This is a genomic window from Tsukamurella sp. NPDC003166 (assembly GCF_040611135.1).
Lineage (GTDB): Bacteria > Actinomycetota > Actinomycetes > Mycobacteriales > Mycobacteriaceae > Tsukamurella.
This window is the reverse complement of record NZ_JBEXNL010000015.1, coordinates 13,488-35,815: the sequence shown is the minus strand read 5'-3', so window position 1 is coordinate 35,815 and position 22,328 is coordinate 13,488. Positions and strand designations below refer to the sequence as shown.

Here is a 22,328-nt window from a genome sequence, read left to right as displayed (position 1 = left end):
CCATGTCCATCTACATCGACTACCACGTCATCCAGACCGTTCCACCTGCCAACATCAACCGCGACGAGGATGGCAGCCCGAAATCAACGACGTTCGGTGGAACCCGCCGCGCACGGGTCTCGAGTCAAGCCTGGAAGCGCGCGATACGCCGCGACTTCGCCGACCATCTCGATGTTTCCGAGCTGGGCGTACGGTCGCTTCGCCTCGTCGCCGACATCGCCCAGCGGATTACCGAGCGGACCCCGGAGATCACGGGCGACGCGGCCGACGACCTCGCGGCGGCAGCATTGAAGGCAGCCGGAATCAAGACCGAGAAGTCCCAGCCCCGCAAGGATTCCGAGGTCGTCTACACCAAGACCGGCGCGCTTCTGTTCCTCGGCAACCCGCAGATCGACGAGCTCGCGCGGCTCGCAGCGGACGCCCCCGACGGCAAGATCGCTGCGGCCGACGCGAAGAACGTTCTCGCGCGCGGCCATTCCATCGACCTCGCGCTCTTCGGGCGAATGATCGCGGACTCACCCGATCTCAAGGTCGATGCCGCAGCGCAGGTCGCGCACGCGATCGGCGTTCATCCCCTGGTCTCCGAGTTCGACTACTTCACCGCGGTGGACGACCGTCAGGACGACGACAACGCGGGCGCCGGAATGATCGGCACCGTCGAGTTCAACGCGTCGACGCTGTATCGGTACGCCACGGTGAACGTCTCAGCATTGCATGAGACCCTCGGCTCGGGCGAGGCCACTGCCCGCGGCGTTGAGGCCTTCACAAGATCATTCATCACCTCCATGCCCACGGGCAAGCAGAACACGTTCGCCAACCGGACGTTGCCCGACTTCGTCCTCGTGAGTGTGCGCGATGACCAGCCCATCAATCTTGCCTCCGCGTTCGAGGATGCCATCGAAACTCCCGGCAACCGCGCCCGCGCCGCCGCCGAGCTTCTCCTCCAACGGGCTGTGGATACCGACACGGCGTACGGCCTCACCCCGATCCTGTCACTCGTGGTCGGAACCCCGGGCTTCCCGACGAACACCGACTACGCGGCCGCCGTGAACCTTCCGGACCTCATCGAGCGCGTCACCTCCGACGCCTGCGCCCGTGTAGGGGAATCCTCGTGACAGCCCTGCTGATTCCCCTGAGCGCCCCTATGCAGTCGTGGGGCGACTCGAGCCGGTTCGTTGAACGTAAAACCCGACGGGAACCGACCAAAAGTGGGATCATCGGCCTACTTGGAGCCGCGCAGGGTCGTCGGCGTACCGATCCGATCGAGGACCTGGCGGCGCTGACGTTCGCGGTCCGCACCGATCAACCGGGCGAGTTGCAGCGCGACTTCCAAACCGCGATCGACTGGCGCAGCGGCAAGGCGAAGCCGCTGTCGCACCGTTACTACCTCGCGGACGCGAAGTTCCTCGCCGCCGTCGAGGGGCCGGATGACTTACTCCTGGGTCTACAGGAATCATTGGCACGACCAACCTTTCCGCTCTACCTCGGACGGCGGTCGTGCCCGCCGAGTACTCCCCTGCGGGCGCACATTCGTGAAGAATCCGCGATCGAGTGCCTGAAGGCCGAGCCCTGGATCGCGACCCTCACGCACCGTCGGAAGCAGGCGACGTCGGTGAATCTGCCCATCACCCGCGACGCGATGCCTGGCGAGCCGATCGACGAATCGATCCGCGACGTGCCGCTCAGCTTCGATCCCACTGACCGCAAATACGGCTGGCGGGACGTGGTCTACGACTGGGCCCATTTCCACAACCCGGAGTCCCGGCGCCGCACTCCGGATTGGCTCGCACCTCTGGGAGGTAGCTGATGTTCATGTCCCGCATAGCCATCAACTCGCGCCGGCGAGGAGCGGTGAAGCTCCTCGCCAACCGGCACGCGATGCACGCGGCAGTGATGTCATCGTTCGCTCCGGGCACACCGACCGAATCCGAGAACGGGCGTGTGCTGTGGCGCGTCGACCGAATCGACCATTCCGTGGATCTCCTCATTGTCAGCCCGGAGCGCCCCTGTCTGGCGCACATCGCCGAGCAGGCCGGATGGTCAACCGACAATACTTGGGCGACACGCGAGTACGCACCGTTTCTCACGACCATCGAGGCCGGAGCCAACTATGCCTTCCGCCTGACCGCGAATCCGACACACCGCGTCACCACTGGGACTACGAAGCAGATCGTAGGCCATAAGACCGTTGAACACCAACGTAATTGGCTGGTGGAGAAGTCAGAGGAGGCTGGCTTCACCATCCTCCCCAGTGTAGCCTCGACGGTCGGCGGTATCACAGCCCCTGCACTCACTCTCTCCGACCGGGACCACTCATCGTTCACTCGTAATCGTTCCCGGGTGACTCTCACCACCACCACCTACGACGGCGCCCTGACCGTCACGGATGCGGATGCGTTCCGGCACACGCTGGGACACGGGCTGGGTAGGGCGAAGGGCTACGGCTGCGGCCTCTTGACGGTGCTGCCGCTACCGACGTCATGAAATGCGGCCGGCCCGCCCGTCAGAGTTGGTGCGCGTGCAGGACCGGATCACGTTCATCTACGTCGAGCGCGCGACGATCGGTCGGGACGACAACGCCATCACGGTCACGGATGAACGCGGCATGGTGCACATTCCTGCGGCAACGCTCGGCGCACTACTCCTCGGCCCGGGAACGCGAGTCACGCACCAAGCGATGCTTCTCATGGCGGACAGCGGGTCTACGACAGTCTGGGTAGGCGAGCACGGTGTCAGGTATTACGCGCACGGCCGCCCGCTCGGTCGAACGAGTCGGCTGCTCGATGCCCAGGCGCGGGCGGTCTCCTCGAAGAAGGAGCGTATCGCCGTTGCGCGCGAGATGTACGCGATGCGCTTCCCCGGCGAGGACGTGACTCAATGCTCAATGCAACAGCTCCGCGGCCGTGAAGGCGCGCGTGTCCGCAGCCTGTATCGGGAGCACTCGGAGCGGACCGGCATTGCGTGGCTCAGGAGGGAATACGATCCTGCAGACTTCGCGAGCTCGGACATCGTTAATCAAGCTCTGTCAGCGGCACATACGTGCCTGTACGGCGTGGTTCACTCTGTCGTCGTCGGCCTTGGATGCAGCCCAGGGCTGGGAATCGTCCACACCGGGCACGACAGATCATTCGTCTACGACATCGCGGACCTCTACAAGGCCGACGTAACGATCCCTGTCGCGTTCGACGTGGCGGCCCGAATCGAAGAAGAGGACCTCGATGAGACCGACGTCGGCGGCATTACTCGCAGGGCTGTACGTGACGCACTCAAATCCGGAACGATTCTCGCCCGTAGTGTCCGGGACATTCACCACCTGCTGCTGCCCGGTGTCGACGGCGAGCAGTCCCAGGTCGACGCCGACGTGATTGAACTGTGGGACGACCACCGCGGAAATGTCGCGGGTGGAACGAACTTCGAGGATGATGGGGTGCCGCCATTCGAGTGATCGTGCTGACCGCGTGCCCCGCAGGACTGCGTGGGCATCTCACCCGATGGCTCCTCGAAGTGAGCGCCGGAGTCTACGTCGGCTCGGTCTCCTCGCGCGTCCGTGAACACCTGTGGCTTCAAGTCGTCGAGAACGTCAAGAGCGGCAAGGCAATCATGATCCACCAATCGCAGAGCGAACAGCGTCTGGCATTCAAGACGCATCTCCACGAGTGGGATCCCGTCGACTTCGACGGCATCAATCTCATCCGGCGTCCGGCTGACAACGAAACGGCGAGAGCCCGTACCCAGCGTGGCTGGAGCACCGCCTCTCATCGCCGTAGGCGGCGATGACGGAACCCGATCAACAATCTTACGCTCAGCAAAACATAGTTGGGTCGCGTTTCCTGTAGCATCATTGCTGGTCAGCAAGTGTGCTCCCCGCGCGAGCGGGGATGGTCCCACCGCCTCCGCATCGAGTCCGGGCGCGCGCTCGTGCTCCCCGCGCGAGCGGGGATGGTCCCGGCATCAGGCGGCTCCCTGCGGGATGGCGAGGGTGCTCCCCGCGCGAGCGGGGATGGTCCCAGCGATCCCCAACGGCAACGGGTCGTGGTCGGGTGCTCCCCGCGCGAGCGGGGATGGTCCTACGTTCCACCTCGCCGGTCCTCTTGCCCCCGTGTGCTCCCCGCGCGAGCGGGGATGGTCCCATCGCCCAATACGGCGCGTTCACCGTGATCGAGTGCTCCCCGCGCGAGCGGGGATGGTCCCAAGGCGGCATCAACGCCTACGGCGAAGACGCTGTGCTCCCCGCGCGAGCGGGGATGGTCCCGCGACCGCGACAATGATCGCGATGACCGACGAGTGCTCCCCGCGCGAGCGGGGATGGTCCCGGGCTCATCTGGTCGAGCACCCGACCGGCGAGGTGCTCCCCGCGCGAGCGGGGATGGTCCCGTCGCCGAGCCGGACGGCTGGTCGCAACACGGGTGCTCCCCGCGCGAGCGGGGATGGTCCCACCGCCTTGCCGCCAGCGGCACCACCGCCGTAGTGCTCCCCGCGCGAGCGGGGATGGTCCCTGGAAGCACAAGACGACGGGCGGCAAGTCATGGTGCTCCCCGCGCGAGCGGGGATGGTCCCTGCTGCACGCGGCCGCCGTCCGAGGTGGGCGTGTGCTCCCCGCGCGAGCGGGGATGGTCCCGTCGCCGAGCCGGACGGCTGGTCGCAACACGGGTGCTCCCCGCGCGAGCGGGGATGGTCCCACCGCCTTGCCGCCAGCGGCACCACCGCCGTAGTGCTCCCCGCGCGAGCGGGGATGGTCCCTGCTGGCAGCCCGCCGCCGCAGCCTTCGCGGCGTGCTCCCCGCGCGAGCGGGGATGGTCCGTGCGCCACACCGCCGGTCGCCGCGGCCAGCGCGTGCTCCCCGCGCGAGCGGGGATGGTCCCGCGACGGGGCGCGCCCACGGGCACAGCGGTGTGCTCCCCGCGCGAGCGGGGATGGTCCCTGGGAGCCGAGCGCGGAGGCCCCGCTGATTCAGTGCTCCCCGCGCGAGCGGGGATGGTCCGTCGGCCATGCGTTTCGGGAGGACCCCGAAGGTGTGCTCCCCGCGCGAGCGGGGATGGTCCCCGCGGGTCGGTGTGGCCGAGCTTGATGATCGGGTGCTCCCCGCGCGAGCGGGGATGGTCCGTCGGCCATGCGTTTCGGGAGGACCCCGAAGGTGTGCTCCCCGCGCGAGCGGGGATGGTCCCTGGCGCAGCACGTTCGCGGTCGACCGCGGCGTGTGCTCCCCGCGCGAGCGGGGATGGTCCGTCGGCCATGCGTTTCGGGAGGACCCCGAAGGTGTGCTCCCCGCGCGAGCGGGGATGGTCCCTGGCGCAGCACGTTCGCGGTCGACCGCGGCGTGTGCTCCCCGCGCGAGCGGGGATGGTCCCGACCTACTTCCCAGACTGGTCAACAGGTCGGTGCTCCCCGCGCGAGCGGGGATGGTCCGGTGCCGGTTGCCTCGGTGCCGACGAGGGTTCCGTGCTCCCCGCGCGAGCGGGGATGGTCCCTGGTGAGTCGTCTCAGACTTCGTGGACAGGAAGTGCTCCCCGCGCGAGCGGGGATGGTCCCACCGTCGAGGATGCGCAACTGCGGCTGTACGAGTGCTCCCCGCGCGAGCGGGGATGGTCCCGCCTGCAGCGCGGTGGTGACGCGCCGCTCGAGGTGCTCCCCGCGCGAGCGGGGATGGTCCCGGCCCGGCCGACCTCCACCCCGTCGTTGGTGAGTGCTCCCCGCGCGAGCGGGGATGGTCCCGGGACGAGCCGAAGTCGGACCGGGGCGGTGCAGTGCTCCCCGCGCGAGCGGGGATGGTCCCGGAAACATGTTCGCCGCTGAAATTCAGCGGCTGTGCTCCCCGCGCGAGCGGGGATGGTCCCCGGCACATCGTCGTCACTCTCCCACTGTCCCCGTGCTCCCCGCGCGAGCGGGGATGGTCCCAGATGCTCGATGAGCTCGGCGGCCGCCGCTTGGTGCTCCCCGCGCGAGCGGCGATGGTCCCGGGCGGTCGCCGCGGGCCATGTCCTCGAGGAAGTGCTCCCCGCGCGAGCGGGGATGGTCCCAACTGCCAAATAGGTAAGAGTGGCGGACCTGGGTGCTCCCCGCGCGAGCGGGGATGGTCCCCTGCGCCAACGGGGGTACGCGTCGACCAACGTGTGCTCCCGCGCGAGCGGGGATGGTCCGTAGCAGTCGTCGAGCTCCACCTCGGCGAGGGAGTGCTCCCCGCGCGAGCGGGGATGGTCCCGGCGTCGGGAAGGACGACGTCGCGCTGATCGTGTGCTCCCCGCGCGAGCGGGGATGGTCCGCGCCATCTTGCCGTTGCGCATGGGGCCAGCCTGTGCTTCCCGCGCGAGCGGGGATGGTCCGCCTGGACAGCTGGATGCCTCGCTTGACCAGGGGTGCTCCCCGCGCGAGCGGGGATGGTCCCGAACGCGCCGTAGGTAATTGGCGCAGCCAGAGGTGCTCCCCGCGCGAGCGGGGATGGTCCGACGGCTCACTCCAACCCCCTGACGGTCACAAGGTGCTCCCCGCGCGAGCGGGGATGGTCCGTGATCGAGGTCGGAGGTAAGGGCTACGGCGCTGTGCTCCCCGCGCGAGCGGGGATGGTCCCCACGGTGCCGCACTGCTCACCGGAACCGGGCAGTGCTCCCCGCGCGAGCGGGGATGGTCCGTCTGCGATCCGATCCGCCGAGATCGAGCTGGAGTGCTCCCCGCGCGAGCGGGGATGGTCCGGTGTCAGAGACGACCGAGACGATGCCCGACGGGGTGCTCCCCGCGCGAGCGGGGATGGTCCCTGGCTCTGGAGGGTGTCGAGGAGCGTGAGGCCGTGCTCCCCGCGCGAGCGGGGATGGTCCCAGGTTGTCCGGGATCCCGGTGATGCCGAGGGCGTGCTCCCCGCGCGAGCGGGGATGGTCCCGCGGGCAGGAGCGCGGCGCAGAACTCGTCGGGGTGCTCCCCGCGCGAGCGGAGATGGTCCCTGTCCATCGTGCTCGCTCCGGGAGGGTTGTAGGTGCTCCCCGCGCGAGCGGGGATGGTCCCGGGTCCGGCACCGGTTCCTGACCAGCATGGCGGTGCTCCCCGCGCGAGCGGGGATGGTCCCAGCTCGGCGTCGGCGTTGAATCGGTCGTTCCCGTGCTCCCCGCGCGAGCGGGGAAGGTCCCCGGGCGGCGGAAAGGGTCTTGCGGCAGGACTCGTGCTCCCCGCGCGAGCGGGGATGGTCCCGCGGGCTTCACCTCCGCATCCGGATCAGCCTCGTGCTCCCCGCGCGAGCGGGGATGGTCCCGGCAGCACCGGCGCCGAGACCGCGCCTCCCCCGTGCTCCCCGCGCGAGCGGGGATGGTCCGTCGGGCGGCAACGCGGTGAAGGAGGCGATCGGGTGCTCCCCGCGCGAGCGGGGATGGTCCCTACGGGCCTGGGGGCCTACCAGCAGCCGGGCACGTGCTCCCCGCGCGAGCGGGGATGGTCCCTTGCGGAGAATTGAGGGCTGACATGGCGATCGGTGCTACCCGCGCGAGCGGGGATGGTCCCCCACTGTGCGCGTGCAGCTCTGTTGGCGCGCGTTCTCTCTCCCCGCAAGCAGGGATGGTCCCAAGCGCCTCGAGCGCGGCGGCTCCGACAAGCGGTTCTCCCCGCGCGAGCGGGGATGGTCCGGCCCTATGCGCCCAGTGACCCACCGACAAGTCATGCTCCCGGCGCGCGCGGAGATGATCCCAGGTCCGGCTGGGCGTCGCAGCGCAAGGCGCGGTGCTCCCCGCGCGAGCTGGATGGTCCCGTCGCACCGACGGGCCTTGGGAACCGGTTCGGGTGCTCCCCGCGCGAGCGGGGATGGTTCTGCGTCAGTCGAGGGGAATGGGATGATGATCGCGTGCTCCCCGCGCGAGCGGGGATGGTCCCCCCGCCCCAAGGGGTCGATGCGTCATGTGGGTGCTCCCCGCGCGAGTGGGGGTTCAACCTTCGGATCCGTGCACACGTTCAGCGCGACGTGCTCCCCGCGCGAGCGGGGTTCGCCCCCGAACACAAGGTCGGTCGCCATACCCGCTGTCACCCGACCCGATTCGTTAAAGGTTCGGGCCCTGAGACACGCGTCCGAATCTGAACGACGTTGCGGGCCGATCATTCCTCCGGCGCCGCCGGCCGGGGCCAGTCCAGCGGACGCTGCTGGGCGTCGAGGCCACCGTCGGCGAAGATGACCGAGCCGACGATGTAGCGCGAGTCCGGCCCCAGGAGGAAGTCGGTGAGCGCGGCGATCTCCTCCGGCCGCCCCGCGCGACGGGCGGGGACCAGCTCGAGGAAGGCCTTCATCGCGGCGGCGATGTCGGGGTCGGCGTCACGGGTCATGGGGGTGTCGATCATGCCGGGGGCGATGGCGTTGAGCCGGATCCCGTCGGCGATGTACTCGGCGGCGTGCGTGCGCACGAAGTAGGCGAGCGCGGCCTTGGTCGCGGGATAGGCGAGCACCGAACCGTACTCGCCGTACGAATCGGCCAGGTCGTAGGCGTCGTGCTCGTCGCCGCGCAGGCAGGTCTCCGCCAGCTCCATCGGCCAGCCGGGCTGCGTGGTGGTCGAGTTCGAGCTGACCAGGACGGCGGACGCCGCCGCGGAGCGGGCCAACAGCGGTCGCAGCCCGACCAGCAGATCGACGGCGCCGAAGTAGTTCACCGCCACGAGCGACGACCCGGCCCGGCCGGCACCGGGCCCGATCCCGGCGAAGGCGGCGAAACCGTCGACCGCACCGTTCCCGACCAGCTCCCCGATCCGGGCGACCGCCTCGAACCGCCCGCCCGGCGACCCGAGGTCCGCCTCGACGTCCGCACCCGCCCGGTCGACGCCGATCACCCCGTGCCCGGCGGCGTGCAGACGATCGGCGGTGGCTGCGCCGATTCCGGATGCCGAACCGGTGACAACGTACGTTCCCATGCGCTCACGGTAGCGCCGCGTCGGCCCGAAATCCGGATGCCCCGTCGATTCGTCCGGATTAGGGTGGTGGTACTCGACGAGAGGAGACAGCATGACCGCCGACGGTGTCGCCGACAAGTTCAAGGAAGCGCTGGAGAAGAAGAACGCCGCCACCCGCAAGGGGGCCGCGCATCTGGACGGCTCGGCGAAGGGCCAGGCGCCCCACGGCTCCGAGAGCCATCAGCAGCAGTTCCGCCGCAAGAGCGGATAGCGGTTCAGCACGACCTCAGTGCAGCACCCACGAATGCACGCACCCGGACAGGGGCGTGTGCATTCGTCGTTCCCGGGCCGGCGCGCAGCCTGCCACCGCGAATGATTACCAATGGTCATTGTAATTGCCCGCCGGGCAAGGAGTTTGGCGCGCCCTGAACGGAAGCCGGGCAGCCGTTGCGACCTGCGGGTCCGCGCCCGGCGGGCTAACCGGACCATTGCCCGCTTACAGTGAACGCCCTAGCGTTCCGGACCATGACCCGCCGCCCCCGCCGCGCGCCGTCACCCGAGACGGCCGTCGACGACGACACCCACCTCCTCCTGCACGCCGACGTCCTGATCCTCGGCGGCGGACCGGCAGCCACGTGGGCCGCGATCGCCGCCACGGAGCGCGGTGCCGCGGTGGTCCTGGCGGACAAGGGCTACTGCGGCAGCAGCGGTGTCGCCGCGACCGCGGGCGTCGGGCACTGGCTGGTCCCGCCCGATCCCGCGCGGCGCGACCAGGAGATCACGCTCCGTGAACGGCGCGGCGGCTATCTCACCGATCGGCTCTGGACCGACGCCGTCCTCGACGAGGCCTGGGAGCGCACCGCCCTGCTTCCCGAGTGGGGCATGGACACCGCACCGTCGTCCTCGGCCGGCGGCCGCACCCTCCTCGGCCGCGCGCCGGACTACCTGCGCTTCCTCTGCGGCCGAGTGAAGAAGGGCGGGGCGACGATCCTCGACCACAGCCCGGCCCTCGAGCTCCTCGTGACCGCCGACGGTGCCGTCGCCGGCGCCCGCGGGCACCAGCGGCAGCGCGGTCGGGACTGGGTGGTGACGGCCGGCGCCGTCGTCCTCGCGACGGGCGGGACCACCTGGAAGAGCCACTCCCTGGGCGGCGACGTCAACACCGGCGACGGTCACCTCATGGCCGCCGAGGTCGGGGCGCACCTGTCCAGCATGGAGTTCTCCAACTTCTACGGCATGGTCCCGCTCGGCACCAGCATGGACAAGAACGGCTTCTTCATCGACGCCGAGTACTGGGACCACACCGGCACCCCGATCCCCTACCGGGACCTGCACGAATCCCGCGCCGAGCTGCTCGCCGCCTCGCTCCGCGGCACCATCACCGCCCGCTTCACCGCCCCGCCCGAGCGCCGCGAAGCGATGCGACTCGCGATGCCGAACTTCTTCATGGTGACCGACAAGCTCGGCGTCGACCCGTTCCGCGACCGGTTCCCCATCGACTGGGTGCAGGAGGGCACCGTCCGCGGCACGGGCGGACTGCACGTGCTCGACCGATCGGGCACCGTCGGCGTGCCGGGGCTGTACGCGGCAGGGGACGTCGCGGCGCGCGACCGCATCGTCGGATCGGCCACGGGGGCAGGCGGTCCCAACCTCGCCTGGGCGGTCGCCACCGGCACCTGGGCCGGACGGTCCGCCGCTGCCGCCTCGGGCGAGCGCCGCGCCCGCCCCAGCGACCTCGCCCCCGCGGGCACCGTCGGCACCCGGGGCGCGCGCCCCGTCGACTGGAGCGCCGTCGTCTCGACGACACAGCGGAGCACCCTGCCCGTCGACCGCGCCGGATTCCGGGACGCCGCGGGCCTCGCCGCCGCGGCGCGCGAGCTCGACGACCTCTGGACACACGTATCCGACGGTGCCCCCGGCGCCGGACGGGACGCCGTGCGCGCCCGCGAGGCGGGCGCGATGCTCGCGATGGCCCGCTGGTCCGTGCACACCGCGGCGCACCGCACCGAGACCCGCGGAATGCACACCCGCACCGACCATCCCGACACCGACTCCGCCCAGACGCACCGCCTGCTCGCCGGCGGCCTGGACGACGTCTGGGTACACCCCGACCCCGAGCTCCCGGTCACCGGGACCCGCGACTACGCGGAGGCGGCGTCGTGATCGAGATCCTCAGCGCCGACCTCTGCACCGCCTGCGACATCTGTGTGCGGGTGTGCCCCACGGACGTCTTCGATCGGGTGGACGGCCGGATCCCCGTCATCGCCCGGCATTCCGACTGCCAGACCTGCTTCCAGTGCGAGGCCTACTGTCCCGCCGACGCGATCTACGTCTCGCCCTCGCGCACCCCCGAGGCCGACGGGGCACCCGCCCGCGACGAGCCCGCGCTACGCGCCGCCGGGATGCTCGGCCTCTACCGCGACCGCGTCGGCTGGCGGCGGACCCACGGCGCCGCCCGCGCCGCCGTCGCCCGGCCCGACTACCACTGAACCGCTGAACATCCCACTTCGAAAGTACGAGGATCCACATGCTCCGCTCCCGCCTGCTCACCCTGGCCCTGCCCGTCGCCGTCACGGCCGCGCTCGTCGCCGGCTGCGGCTCCGGGGCCGACGGGGCGGCCCCGTCGTCCGCCTCGGCCGGGCTGGTCGAGCTGAAGTTCGGCGCTCCGTGGAACGGCACCGCCGGGAAGAAGCCCGCGTCGGTCGGCGCGATCGGCTTCGGCCTGAAGAAGGGCGTCGTCCAACCGATCCTGGCGCGACACGGCTTCAAGTACGGCGACTACGTCTCCTTCAACAACGGCCCGCCCGTCGCACAGGCCCTCTCGGCCGGCAGCCTGCAGATCGGGCAGATCGGCGACACCCCCGCGGTCCAGGCGCGCGGGAGCGGCCTCAAGCTGTCCGCGCTGGTCGTGGACCGCCCGACCAACGACATCTGGTTCCTCACCAAGATCGGCGGCGTGAAATCGATCAAGGAGCTCGCGGGCAAGAAGGTCGCGCTGCAATTCGGATCCAACTTCGACAAGTACGGCCGCGCGGTGCTCGAACGCGCGGGCGTCCTGCAGCAGACCGAGCTGGTCAACCTCCTGTTCGCCGACGCGCTCCCCGCCCTCCAGCGCGGCGACATCGACGCGGTCCCGGTACCCGCGACCACCGCCGGGATCTGGCGTCAGCGCACCCCCTTCCCGATCCTGTCCAAGGCCAGTCAGGACAACCCCGACCTGCTCGCCACCTCGGTGACCCTGGCGTCGGATTCCTTCGTCGCCGCGCATCCCGCAGTGCGCCAGGCTGTCTGGGAGGCGATCGAGGCGGGCAACAAGGAGATCGCCGCCGACCCGGACGGCTACGCACGCTTCGAGTCCGAGGTCACCGGCGCCCCAGAGCAGGCCATCCGCGAGGCGAACCTGCTGCGCTTCGGCTCCCAGGCCGCCGACCCCGACGGCGTGCGAACCGTGCGGAGCACCCTCGACTTCCTCGTCGCCACCGGCAAAGTCTCGGGCGCCTTCGACGTGAACGCCTGGGTGAACGGGAAGTGACCGCCACCCTGAACGATCCGGCGGCCTCGCCTGCCCCGCGCGGGGCGAGCGGCACCGCGGACACCGGCCACCTCGTGCGGCCCGCGGGGCGACGGCGCCGGACGCAGCCGCGATGGGTCGACCTCGTCCTCCGCGCCAGCGTGCCCGTCGCGCTGCTGGCGCTCTGGCAGGTGCTCGCCGCCCGCGGCGTCTTCGGCCCCGAGACCTTCCCGTCGCCCGCCGCGGTGTGGGACGCCTTCACCCGGCTCGTCGGCGATGGGACGCTCGCCGACAACGCCACGGTGTCGCTGCGCCGCGCCGCCGTCGGCTTCGCGATCGGCGGCGGCCTCGGCCTCGTCCTGGGCGTCGCCGCGGGGCTGAGCCGCCTCGGCGATCAGCTCCTCGACCCCACCGTGCAGATGCTGCGCACCATCCCGTTCCTGGCGATCGCGCCGCTGCTGATCCTGTGGTTCGGCATCGATGAGAAACCCAAGATCATCATCATCGCCGCGGCCGCGATGTTCCCGCTGTACATCAACACCCACGGCGGGGTCCGCCAGGTCGACGGCAAGGTCATCGAGGCGGCGCACACCTTCGGGCTCCGCGGCGTCGGCCTGATCCGGCAGGTCGTGATCCCGGAGGCGCTGCCGTCGATCCTGGTGGGTCTGCGGGTGTCGCTGTCGGTCTCGCTGATCGCGCTCATCGTCGCCGAACAGTCCAACGCGCCCAAGGGCATCGGCTTCCTCATGACCTCGGCTCAGCAGTTCTTCCAGACCGACGTGCTCGTCCTCTGCATCATCATCTACGCCCTGTGGGGACTCGGCGTCGACGTCGTCGTCCGGCTCCTCGAACGCCTGCTCATGCCCTATCGGAAGGCCGCCCGCGCATGACCGCGACCCTACCCACGACCCCCGTACCCCCCGAGGCGCCGACTCCGCCCGCATCGGTACCCGGCGGCACCGTCGACACCCGGACCGCCGTGCGCATCGCGAATGCGCGCAAGGCCTTCGGCGAGCGCACGATCTTCGACGGCCTCGACCTGGACATCGCCGAGGGCGAGTTCGTCGCGCTGCTGGGTGCGAGCGGAAGCGGCAAGACCACCCTGCTGCGCGCCCTCGCGGGCCTCGACACCGTCGACGACGGGACCGTTCTCGTTCCCGAGCAACGCACCGTCGTCTTCCAAGAACCCCGGCTGATCGCGTCGAAACGCCTGGCGGACAACGTCCTCCTCGGCGTGTCCGGGGCCCGTCGCTCGCGGGCCGCCGCGGCTACGGCGCTCGCCGAGGTCGGGCTGGGCGGGCGCGAGAAGGACTGGCCGAGCACGCTCTCCGGCGGCGAAGCGCAGCGGGTCGCGCTCGCCCGGGCGCTGGTCCGTGCGCCCCAGCTGTTGCTGCTCGACGAGCCCTTCGCGGCGCTCGACGCGCTCACCCGCATCCGGATGCACGCCCTCGTCGCCGAGTTGTGCCGCACCCACGGACCAGCCGTGCTCCTCGTGACCCACGACGTCGACGAGGCCATCCTGCTCGCGGACCGCGTCCTGGTCCTGCAGGAGGGCAGAATCGGGGCCGAACTCGCGGTGCCCTTCGCGCGGCCGCGGCGCAGGGGCGTCCCGGGGTTCGGCGACCTTCGCCGCAGGCTGCTCCACGAGCTGGGCGTGGAGGAATCCGTCGGCTGAGCCTCGGCTAGAATTGCGGTCGCAAGGGACGATGGTGAGGAGGCGGGAACGATCGATCTACCGTTGCTCGTCCCCATCCCCGTCGGCCGTCCGCAGGCGCCCGGGGCACCCCCATCGGAGAGTCCCGAGGTCCAACAGGTCCGCGCCGTCGTCGCATCGATCCTCGGCTCGTTGCGCAGCGGCCCGCACCTCCCCGAGTCGGGGCTGAACTGGGCGGTCGCCTACCTCACCCGCGGCGCCGAGCCCCTCCTGGTGGCCACCACCACGGACGCCGGATGGCTGCCGCGCGGCACCGTCGTCCCGACCGACGTGCGGGTCCTCTGGAACGTCCCCATTGCGGCGGCGTGGGCCACCGTCGACGATCCCGTGCGCCAGCTGATCGAGTTCGCCGAGCAGGGCGGCTACACGATCCGCGCGGTCGCGACCACGCATCCCAGCCGGGCGCACCACATCCCGAACGGGCCCTGGAAGCTCGTCGGGCAGCGCCACCCCGGGCCGGTCCTGCCCCGTCGCACCACCCGGTTCGAGGTCGTCGCCTCCCCCGCCCGCATCGAACAGATCCGGGCGATGAACCCCGAGGAGGCCGCCCGGCAGACCCGCGCGCTCCTGCGCGACCTGGAGCGGGTCACCGTCGACCCCGCGCACGCGATCGGTGTCGACGAGGCGCGCACCGAGGCCCGGCGGTACCTGTCCGGCGGGCACCCCGTGCCCCAGGACGTGCTCACCCAGTTGCGCCTCGATCAGGACGCGCTCGCCGACGTCCTCAGCCTCACCCGCACGTCACCGCGCGTGCTCACGGCCGGCGGCGGGCCGCCCGACGGTGCCGCGCTCCGCGACCGTCTCCTCGAGCGCGCGCTCGTCGAGGCCACACTCTCCGCGGCCTATCACGATGTCGAGTCCGCGGTGTACGCGTGGACCTTCGCCCGCTACCTGGCCCGCTGAACCGCCGTCACGGGTAGGTCTTGTACCGGTCCCAGTTCCGGTTGCACAGATACTGCGCGGCGTAGAACACCACCTGCTGACGCTCCCACTCGGGGTTGCCCGCCTGCCGGTACAGCGACTGCGTCGCCGCGACGGTGCTCGCGGGGTTGCGGTCCAGGGCGGCGCAGGCCTGATAGCCGAACCGGAGCATCTGCGCATCGGTGGTGCGGTTCCCGAAGGGCTTGACGAAGTCGTGCATGTTGCTCGTGACCACGAGGAACCGGCCCTGGTCGAGCCGACCGTCCGCGTGGGCCGGGGCCTGGACCAGTGTTGCGGCACCCAGCGCCGCGATTCCGGCCGCCATCGCCCTCATCAGCTTCGACATCGTCCGCTCACCTCCGTCGGGTGGGGCCGCGCCCCACGTGCGGACGATTATCGCCGATCGCCGTCGTCCGCGTGACGATTCCCGCACGTCCCGGCGGTGGGCCGGGCACCGCACCGTCGAACCGCCCGCCGTTCGACGGCCGCGCCGCCGCGCCGCCACCTGAGAGCCGACCATGGGATCGGTCACGGATCGGCCTCGAAGCCCTTCCCGCAGTGGCGCGATCGCCGATTCACCGCCAGTCTGAGCGCATCGACGAGAGGGGTGGATCACGATGACGCACTACCTGGCCGCGGGCGAGACCTGGGGCATCGCGAGCGGGGAGTTCCTGCTCCTCTACCTCGTCCTGTGCTTCTTCTCGGTGGGCATCGCGCTCATCGCGCGGGGCGCGAGCGGCGATCGCGGCCGACGGATCGCCGTGCTCAGCCCGGTCGAGGTCGGCATGCTCGTCTCCGACGGGAACGCGGTACTCGCCGCGATCGCCCAGTTGCGCGTCGCCGGAGTGATCGACGCGGACGGCACGCCCGTGCGCGCGATCACCCGGGAGGATCGCACGACCCTGGACTGGTTCGTCCGATCCGTCGGCGAGCGCATCGCGAGCGGGTCGACGTCCCTGGTCAGGGACCTTCAGACGCCGCTGCGGCAGCTGCGCTCCGACCTCGTACGCGACGGCCTGCTGCGCCGGCAGCCCCGCAGCGCGTGGTCGGCGCTGCTGCTCCTGCCGGTGATCATCCTCGGCTTCGCCCGACTCGGCGCCGGGCTGGCGAACGGCAGGCCGGTCGGATTCCTGGTCCTCGCGATGCTCGCGATGGGCGCGCTGTTCCTGTACTTCGCGTTCCGCACGCGCCGGCGCACCGCGGCGGGACGGCGCGAACTCGAGGCGGCCCGGCAGCGCAACGCCCACCTGCATCCGCGCCTGCAACCCTCGATGCGCACCTACGGCCCCCAGGCGGCGGCCTACGGCGCGGCGCTGTTCGGCGTCGCCTCGCTGATGCTGTTCGACCCGGTCCTCGCGGCGACGCCCGCAGCCGCGCAGGCGGCGGCGATGACGCCGGCGTTCACGATCGGCGGCGGCACGGGTTCGGGGTCCAGCTGCTCGTCGGGCTCGTCCTTCAGCAGCTGCTCGTCGGGCAGCAGTTGCGGCTCGTCCTCGTCGTCCAGCAGTAGCTGCGGCGGGGGTGGATGCGGCGGGTGACGGTGCACCGTCATCACCTACGCTCCGCGGCACGCGACGCGAACCTCAGGTGGGCGTCGAGGCCCGGCATCCCGAACGCCAGTCCGCCGGACTCGGCGGCCACGAGCACTCCGGCCTGCGTCAGTCGCGCCCGGGCGGCGGTCAGAGTGCGCCCCGGGACTCCCATCGCGCGGGCGACGTCCGCCTGCGTGGCCGTCCCGCCCGGGAGCGTTGCGAGCGCGTCGAGGAATCGCCGCTCCCGCGGCTCCGTGACCTGCTTGAGCGCGGCGACGTACAGAGGGCCCAGCGATCGGATCGCGGGCCGCGTCGCCGCGTCGACGTGCGCCTTCGACATCGTGCGCGCCGGCCTGCGTGCCGTCAGCGCGGCCGCCCACGCATGCGCACCGATCACCTGCAGCGCTGCCGGGAACCCCGCGGCCCACGCGGCCGCGCGGTCGATCGCTTCCTCCTCCCACTCGACGCCCCCGCTCGCGGCGGGCAGGGCGAGGAACCGCCGCGAGGCGTCCGCGTCGAGACGCTCCAGATCGTGCGTCTCGAACCGCGCCTCGTCCGCCGAGACCGAGTCCACGCTCAAGCGGCCCGGGGCGGCCGCGATGAAGAACGCGACCGGCGCGCCCGCCCGCCCCTCCCGAGAACTCCGGACCACACGGGCGACGGTGCGCAGCACGGCCGGGTCCGCACCGTCGGCATCGTCCAGGAAGACGGCGAGACCTCCCGGCCTCTCCTCGACGGTGCGCCGCGCGACGGACCGCAGCAGAGCCTCGATGTCGTGGGCCTGGCACGAGGCGGGGCGGTGTGCACGCCGCCCGCGGACGGGTACCACCGCCGCCTCCCCGCACCGCCGCCGTGCGGCCGCCGCGAGGGCGTCCGACGGCGTGCCGGACCGCAGGGAGGCCCGAAGGGTGCACATCGCGAAGCGCGTCTCGGCCTCGAACTGCACGGCACGCAGGACCGAGGTCTTGCCTATGCCGTCCAGCCCCCGCACGACGCACACCTGCGGCGCAGAGGTACCGGTCGAGGCCACCGTGTCGAGGACCCGCCGGAGCTCGGAGCGCGGCTCGGACCTCCCCACCACGATCGGTGGCGCCTTCGCCGCGGGAGGATGGGACGGGAGCATCCGTCACACCCCCAGCTGCTGGGCGAACATCCGGACCGACGCACCGTCCGCCGAGTTCATGTCACAGCGCACGTCGCCGTAGCCCTCGGGGAGTCCCCCGCCGTACCCGGATCCGTCGGTGTACTGGTGCGCGATCATCCCGTCGGCGAGGTCGACGGTGTCGGGGCCGAATCTCGGAAGAGCGCCGTACGCGGGCACGATCCACCTCATCCGCGGCCGACTGGGCCAGATCGCCGCATCGTTCGGATTGAGGTAGCCGATCACCCGGCGTGGCCGGTCGAGCTGCCCGGCCCCCGGACCCGCGCGCCATACGGAGAGTTGCCGGACGGCGCCGTTGAACGCCTCCGAGTTGTCGCCCGCGATCCGCCCGTTCCAGGACTCGGCGTCGACCATGCTCACGACGCCCGGTCGGTCGTCGCCCTGCATCTGCACGTGGGTGCGGACGCAGTCCTGCCAGTTCTGCCGGATGACGACGTAGACGATGAGTACCTCGAGCCGGCCCTGGTCCAGCCATTCGGTCGCGAGGTCGTAGTTGTGCGCGAAATTGTCGTCCCTGTGCGTGCCGTCGTTCGAGCGGATCGACAGGACGCGGTAGGGGTACGAGTCATCGAGCGGCGGCTGCCACTCGCTGATATCGGCAAACAGGGTGTCCATGTCGCGGTCTCCTGTGTCGGCCGAGCGCGGCCCGCCCCCTCCACGGGGAAGGGGCGGGCCGGTGCGCTAGGCGTTGGGTTTCGGCGCGGTCGGGACGGTCGGGGCCGGCGACTGGTCGACGGACGGCTTCTGCACCTTCTCGGGCACCTTCGAGGTCGTCTCGGCGCCCTGCTTGAAGATCGCGCCCGCGGCGTCGGTCGTCGACGTCGGATCCTTCAGCGCGCTCGACTGCGACGCCACCGCGCCGGCGATCCCGCCGGTCACCCCGCCCACGTAGTCGAACACGTTGCGCAGTGCCGGGATCGTCTCGCGGACGACCTTCGGGTCCTGCACGCCGACCTCGTACGGGAGCGCGGGATCGTGCGGCGGCACGTGGGTGGTCTCGGCCCGCTCCGTGGGCAGCAGATTCGACATCCCGCCCTCGGTGGTGCCGGCGGTCTGCGAGAGCTTGGTCGCGAATTCGGTGATGGTTTCGAAGATCATGATGTCAGTTCCTTCAGTCGGTGAGTTGTTCAGTGGTCGTCCGTCGGCTACACGTAGTGCTCGCGCGTGCGGCTGAACGACTGGTTCTTGTTGCCCATGGGCTCCTCCGCGAACACCGTGTGGTCGACGGCGAGGCTGGAGACGATCTCCGCGATCCCCTTCGGCCGGTAGGTGAGATCGGGATCGATCAACCCGAGAGTGGCGATGTCCTGCGCGATGACCCGGGCCGTGGTCGGCTGCTTCGCCTGCGGCGGTACCTGCTGCAGCGGCACCTCCTGGGGGTACTGCAGCGCGACGAAGCCGCCGAACGTGATCGGCAGCTCGTAGGTGAACTGCGTGAGCTGTCGCCGCTGGGTCGCCATCGTCTGGACGCGGGAGCTCGGTGGGATGTCGCCGGACACGGTGGACGACGAGCGCCACGTGGTGAGCAGCTCTCCACCGATCGAGCCGGTGATCCCGAACATCAGCTCCATGCCCATCATCGAGCTGCCGAGTGAGGTGGCGCCGACCATCTCCCGCACGGCATCGGTCACCGCCGCCTCGAGAGTGGTCTCGTTCTCGGTACCGATGTTGTCCTTGTGGTTGTGCACGGTGAACGCGTTCGCGGCACGGGCCTCGAGTTCGACCGTGATCTCCCGCTCCTCGGTCTCCGACTGCTCCGAGGTCTCCTCATCGGTGAAGGTGATCTCCGTGGTGCCCTCGAGGTTCCACGTGAGCTTGTTGGAGATCGTGAACTCGACGGTGTCGGAGAAGTTCCTGGCCACTCCCGCGCCGGCGCGGTTCTCGTAGGCACGGAGCGACAGGACATCGGCGGCGGGCTGGACGATGTCGGCGCTCTGCTCCACGATCGGCGCGCCGATGTTCATGTACGCGTTGTATCCGAGCGTCGCGGCCGACGGACCCGAATAGTCACCGAAGACCACCGAATTGATGGAGAGCCCGGTGGGTCGAACGGTCACGACATCACCGTTCTTCAGGAACGACAGCTTCAGCCGGTCCGAATTGAGGATCGAGCCCACCGAGTCGGGGGTGATCCCGAGCTCCGCGAGATTGGTGGGGGTGAGGAGCCGACGCTTGTAGGCATCGATATCGGTCGTATTGATATTGGGCATGACAAATATTCCTTACTTCATGAGGGTGTTATTCGATATCCGAATTCGACGGGTCGTCCGATTGTTCGGCCGGGTACCCGGATTCCGGATTCCTGCTGCGCACGGACGATTCGAGCGCGTTCGCGCGCGCCGCGGTGCCACCCAGGACGATGGGTGCGGACGCGACCAGAATGGCCCACTGATGCTCGGTGACGAGCCCCGCGACGACGATGACCGAGCCCAGCGCGGTGAGCACCGGATAGATCCAGTACCTCAAGCGCTCCGGCGATTTCAGGGCGGAGACACTGGAGTCGGTCACGGCGACGATCAGCGCACAGACCGCGGTGATGAGCTGCGCGGCACGGTCACTGAAGGTCGACACGGTCAGTAGCAAGGGCGATGCGGCCGGCGCCGTGGCGTGCAGGAAAATCCGGACATCCTGCCAGGTGCGGATTCCGAATACGGTCGGTGAGCGATCGTCCGAGTCGGAGTCCACGGGGGTTCACCGTTCGGGTGATGTACGACCGGCTGAGCGGCTGAGATTGTGAGACGTAAGCAGCCTGAGACTTCTGCTCATGAGGACAGTCCCTCCATTGAACTATTAACAAGTGACTAGTGACAATTTTCGACGCCACCACCAATGCGACGGCAGCCCCGTATCTTCTGTTCCGGATCGTTATTTCTCGATCCACTAGCAAGACTAAATGTCTCGCGGCGAGTTATCGACTGATGGCAACGTGTTTTCGCTCACACTGTCGCGATCGCCGGAGTGGCGGCTTGACGCCGCCGGGCTGCCGAGCCTTCGCGCGACGGAGCCCCCGCCGCGGCCCGAAGCACTCTCAAAACGACCGAAGAAGAGAGAGGGGGTTCGAATCCTCTTGCGCAACAACCGGATTCATGTCGGTCGCGGAAGCGGGTCGGGCTACTGCGCTCGCCTCGAAACCCGGTGACCGGTGGAACCATCCACCGTCTGCGATCGACGATCGAGCGCCTTCCGGGCGGTGTGCACACGCAGCCGGAGCGGATCGGGACATCCGGATCGGCCCGTCGTCGAGTCGTCCATCCCGAATCCGGGCGTACCGGAGTGGTCCGGATCAGGGCATCGTCGGGCCCGGATGACCGCACCCGAGAGCCCCCGATATACGAAAACGGCGCCTCTCCCCGAAGGGAGAGACGCCGTTCTCAGCTGTGACCGAAGATCAGGCGATGATCTTCGTGACGCGGCCGGCACCGACGGTGCGGCCACCCTCGCGGATCGCGAAGCGCAGGCCCTCGTCCATGGCGACCGGCTGGATGAGCTTGACGCTCATCTCGGTGTTGTCGCCGGGCATGACCATCTCGGTGCCCTCGGGGAGGGTCACGACGCCGGTCACGTCCGTGGTGCGGAAGTAGAACTGCGGACGGTAGTTGTTGAAGAACGGGGTGTGGCGGCCGCCCTCGTCCTTCGACAGGATGTACGCCTGGCCCTCGAACTCCGTGTGGGGAGTGGTGGTGCCGGGCTTCACGACGACCTGGCCGCGCTCGACGTCCTCGCGCTTGAGGCCACGGACCAGCAGACCGACGTTGTCGCCCGCCTGGCCCGAGTCGAGCAGCTTGCGGAACATCTCGATGCCGGTGACGGTGGTCTTCGTCGACTTCTCGCGGATGCCGACGATCTCGACCTCCTCGTTGACGTTGATGATGCCGCGCTCGACGCGACCGGTGACGACGGTGCCACGACCGGTGATCGTGAACACGTCCTCGACGGGCATGAGGAAGGGCTTGTCGGTCTCACGCTCGGGATCCGGGATCGCGGTGTCGACCGCGTTCATGAGCTCGAGGATCGACTCGGTCCACTTGGCATCGCCCTGCAGGGCCTGGTAGCCCGACACGCGGACGACGGGGGCGTCCTCGTCGAACTCCTGCGAACCCAGCAGCTCGCGGACCTCCATCTCGACGAGCTCGAGGATCTCCTCGTCGTCGACCATGTCGCACTTGTTCAGGGCGACAAGGATGTAGGGCACGCCGACCTGGCGGGCGAGCAGCACGTGCTCACGCGTCTGGGGCATCGGGCCGTCGGTGGCGGCCACGACCAGGATCGCGCCGTCCATCTGCGCGGCACCGGTGATCATGTTCTTGATGTAGTCGGCGTGACCCGGCGCATCGACGTGAGCGTAGTGACGCTTCTCCGTCTGGTACTCGACGTGGGAGATGTTGATCGTGATACCACGAGCCTTCTCCTCCGGCGCCTTGTCGATCTGATCGAAGGCCGAGGCCTCGTTCAGGTCCGGGTACTTCTCGGCCAGAACCTTGGTGATGGCAGCCGTCAGGGTGGTCTTGCCGTGGTCGACGTGACCGATGGTGCCGATGTTCACGTGCGGCTTCGTCCGCTCGAACTTCGCCTTCGCCACTTGATGTCCTCCTGGACGTAGGTGCTTGCAAGGCCGGGTGCCCAGCAAGCGAGTGTGAT

21 protein-coding genes and 1 CRISPR repeat array are annotated in these 22,328 nt (G+C 69.9%); of the genes, 13 read left to right on the top strand and 8 right to left on the bottom strand.

Going from position 1 to position 22,328, the window contains the following annotated elements:
- The first annotated feature begins 2 nt into the window (after positions 1-2).
- Genes cas7e through cas2e form a run of 5 tightly spaced genes read left to right on the top strand, consistent with a single transcriptional unit; the run spans position 3 to position 3,777 of the window.
- On the top strand, positions 3-1,115 hold the full coding sequence (cas7e, locus tag ABZX10_RS16600; RefSeq protein ID WP_355542020.1) for a type I-E CRISPR-associated protein Cas7/Cse4/CasC: 1,113 nt from the start codon (positions 3-5) through the stop codon (positions 1,113-1,115).
- Positions 1,112-1,807 carry a type I-E CRISPR-associated protein Cas5/CasD gene (gene cas5e / locus ABZX10_RS16595; protein ID WP_355542017.1) on the top strand — a complete coding sequence of 232 codons (696 nt, stop codon included), beginning with the start codon at positions 1,112-1,114 and terminating at the stop codon, positions 1,805-1,807. Before cas7e ends, cas5e begins: the two co-directional genes overlap by 4 nt.
- On the top strand, positions 1,807-2,484 hold the full coding sequence (gene cas6e, locus ABZX10_RS16590; RefSeq protein WP_355542014.1) for a type I-E CRISPR-associated protein Cas6/Cse3/CasE: 678 nt from the start codon (positions 1,807-1,809) through the stop codon (positions 2,482-2,484). Before cas5e ends, cas6e begins: the two co-directional genes overlap by 1 nt.
- Before the next feature lies 1 nt (position 2,485).
- Positions 2,486-3,445, top strand: coding sequence for a type I-E CRISPR-associated endonuclease Cas1e (gene cas1e / locus ABZX10_RS16585; protein WP_355542011.1), 960 nt, complete (start codon positions 2,486-2,488; stop codon positions 3,443-3,445).
- Positions 3,442-3,777, top strand: coding sequence for a type I-E CRISPR-associated endoribonuclease Cas2e (cas2e, locus tag ABZX10_RS16580; RefSeq protein ID WP_355542008.1), 336 nt, complete (start codon positions 3,442-3,444; stop codon positions 3,775-3,777). The genes cas1e and cas2e overlap by 4 nt, the downstream gene beginning before the upstream one ends.
- An 80-nt stretch (positions 3,778-3,857) precedes the next feature.
- Positions 3,858-7,965: a CRISPR direct-repeat array (repeat unit 28 nt; unit sequence GTGCTCCCCGCGCGAGCGGGGATGGTCC).
- Between the two features lie 102 nt (positions 7,966-8,067).
- On the opposite strand, the gene ABZX10_RS16575 is transcribed toward cas2e, so the two are convergent.
- Positions 8,068-8,871 (bottom strand): SDR family oxidoreductase, encoded by an 804-nt coding sequence (locus ABZX10_RS16575; protein ID WP_355542005.1) that lies wholly within the window; start codon positions 8,869-8,871, stop codon positions 8,068-8,070.
- A 91-nt stretch (positions 8,872-8,962) separates the two neighbouring features.
- Between ABZX10_RS16575 and ABZX10_RS16570 the strand changes: the two genes are divergently transcribed.
- From ABZX10_RS16570 to ABZX10_RS16540, 7 genes are all read left to right on the top strand, one after another.
- On the top strand, positions 8,963-9,121 hold the full coding sequence (locus ABZX10_RS16570; protein WP_355542002.1) for a DUF5302 domain-containing protein: 159 nt from the start codon (positions 8,963-8,965) through the stop codon (positions 9,119-9,121).
- 254 nt (positions 9,122-9,375) lie between these two features.
- Positions 9,376-11,013 carry an FAD-binding protein gene (locus ABZX10_RS16565; protein WP_355541999.1) on the top strand — a complete coding sequence of 546 codons (1,638 nt, stop codon included), beginning with the start codon at positions 9,376-9,378 and terminating at the stop codon, positions 11,011-11,013.
- On the top strand, positions 11,010-11,339 hold the full coding sequence (locus ABZX10_RS16560; RefSeq protein ID WP_355541996.1) for a ferredoxin family protein: 330 nt from the start codon (positions 11,010-11,012) through the stop codon (positions 11,337-11,339). The genes ABZX10_RS16565 and ABZX10_RS16560 overlap by 4 nt, the downstream gene beginning before the upstream one ends.
- Before the next feature lie 38 nt (positions 11,340-11,377).
- Positions 11,378-12,382, top strand: a complete 1,005-nt coding sequence (locus ABZX10_RS16555) for an ABC transporter substrate-binding protein (protein ID WP_355541993.1) — start codon at positions 11,378-11,380, stop codon at positions 12,380-12,382.
- Positions 12,379-13,251 (top strand): ABC transporter permease, encoded by an 873-nt coding sequence (locus tag ABZX10_RS16550; protein WP_355541990.1) that lies wholly within the window; start codon positions 12,379-12,381, stop codon positions 13,249-13,251. Before ABZX10_RS16555 ends, ABZX10_RS16550 begins: the two co-directional genes overlap by 4 nt.
- The gene (locus ABZX10_RS16545; protein WP_355541988.1) at positions 13,248-14,036 is read left to right on the top strand and encodes an ABC transporter ATP-binding protein; all 789 of its coding nucleotides are present in this window, start codon (positions 13,248-13,250) and stop codon (positions 14,034-14,036) included. The genes ABZX10_RS16550 and ABZX10_RS16545 overlap by 4 nt, the downstream gene beginning before the upstream one ends.
- 63 nt (positions 14,037-14,099) lie before the next feature.
- Positions 14,100-14,978 (top strand): hypothetical protein, encoded by an 879-nt coding sequence (locus tag ABZX10_RS16540; RefSeq protein WP_355541986.1) that lies wholly within the window; start codon positions 14,100-14,102, stop codon positions 14,976-14,978.
- 7 nt (positions 14,979-14,985) lie between these two features.
- Here ABZX10_RS16540 and ABZX10_RS16535 read toward each other — a convergent pair whose 3' ends face one another.
- Positions 14,986-15,342: a DUF732 domain-containing protein gene (locus ABZX10_RS16535; protein WP_068573171.1), complete on the bottom strand. Its 357-nt coding sequence runs from the start codon at positions 15,340-15,342 to the stop codon at positions 14,986-14,988.
- 271 nt (positions 15,343-15,613) lie between these two features.
- Here ABZX10_RS16535 and ABZX10_RS16530 point away from each other — a divergent pair, with 271 nt between their 5' ends.
- On the top strand, positions 15,614-16,534 hold the full coding sequence (locus ABZX10_RS16530; protein WP_355541982.1) for a TIGR04222 domain-containing membrane protein: 921 nt from the start codon (positions 15,614-15,616) through the stop codon (positions 16,532-16,534).
- Between the two features lie 13 nt (positions 16,535-16,547).
- Here ABZX10_RS16530 and ABZX10_RS16525 read toward each other — a convergent pair whose 3' ends face one another.
- From ABZX10_RS16525 to tuf, 6 genes are all read right to left on the bottom strand, one after another.
- Positions 16,548-17,609, bottom strand: coding sequence for an ATP-binding protein (locus tag ABZX10_RS16525; RefSeq protein ID WP_355541979.1), 1,062 nt, complete (start codon positions 17,607-17,609; stop codon positions 16,548-16,550).
- Positions 17,610-17,654: 45 nt separating this feature from the next.
- Positions 17,655-18,305 (bottom strand): hypothetical protein, encoded by a 651-nt coding sequence (locus tag ABZX10_RS16520; protein ID WP_355541976.1) that lies wholly within the window; start codon positions 18,303-18,305, stop codon positions 17,655-17,657.
- A 66-nt stretch (positions 18,306-18,371) separates the two neighbouring features.
- A complete protein-coding gene (locus ABZX10_RS16515; protein ID WP_355541973.1) occupies positions 18,372-18,788 on the bottom strand; it encodes a hypothetical protein in 417 nt (138 codons plus the stop codon).
- Between the two features lie 47 nt (positions 18,789-18,835).
- Positions 18,836-19,900, bottom strand: a complete 1,065-nt coding sequence (locus tag ABZX10_RS16510) for a hypothetical protein (protein ID WP_355541970.1) — start codon at positions 19,898-19,900, stop codon at positions 18,836-18,838.
- A 28-nt stretch (positions 19,901-19,928) separates the two neighbouring features.
- Complete coding sequence (locus ABZX10_RS16505) at positions 19,929-20,375, bottom strand: hypothetical protein (protein WP_355541967.1); 447 nt, start codon at positions 20,373-20,375, stop codon at positions 19,929-19,931.
- A gap of 703 nt (positions 20,376-21,078) precedes the next feature.
- Entirely contained in the window at positions 21,079-22,269 is a 1,191-nt protein-coding gene (tuf, locus tag ABZX10_RS16500) for an elongation factor Tu (RefSeq protein ID WP_355541964.1), read from the bottom strand.
- Between the last annotated feature and the right edge of the window lie 59 nt (positions 22,270-22,328).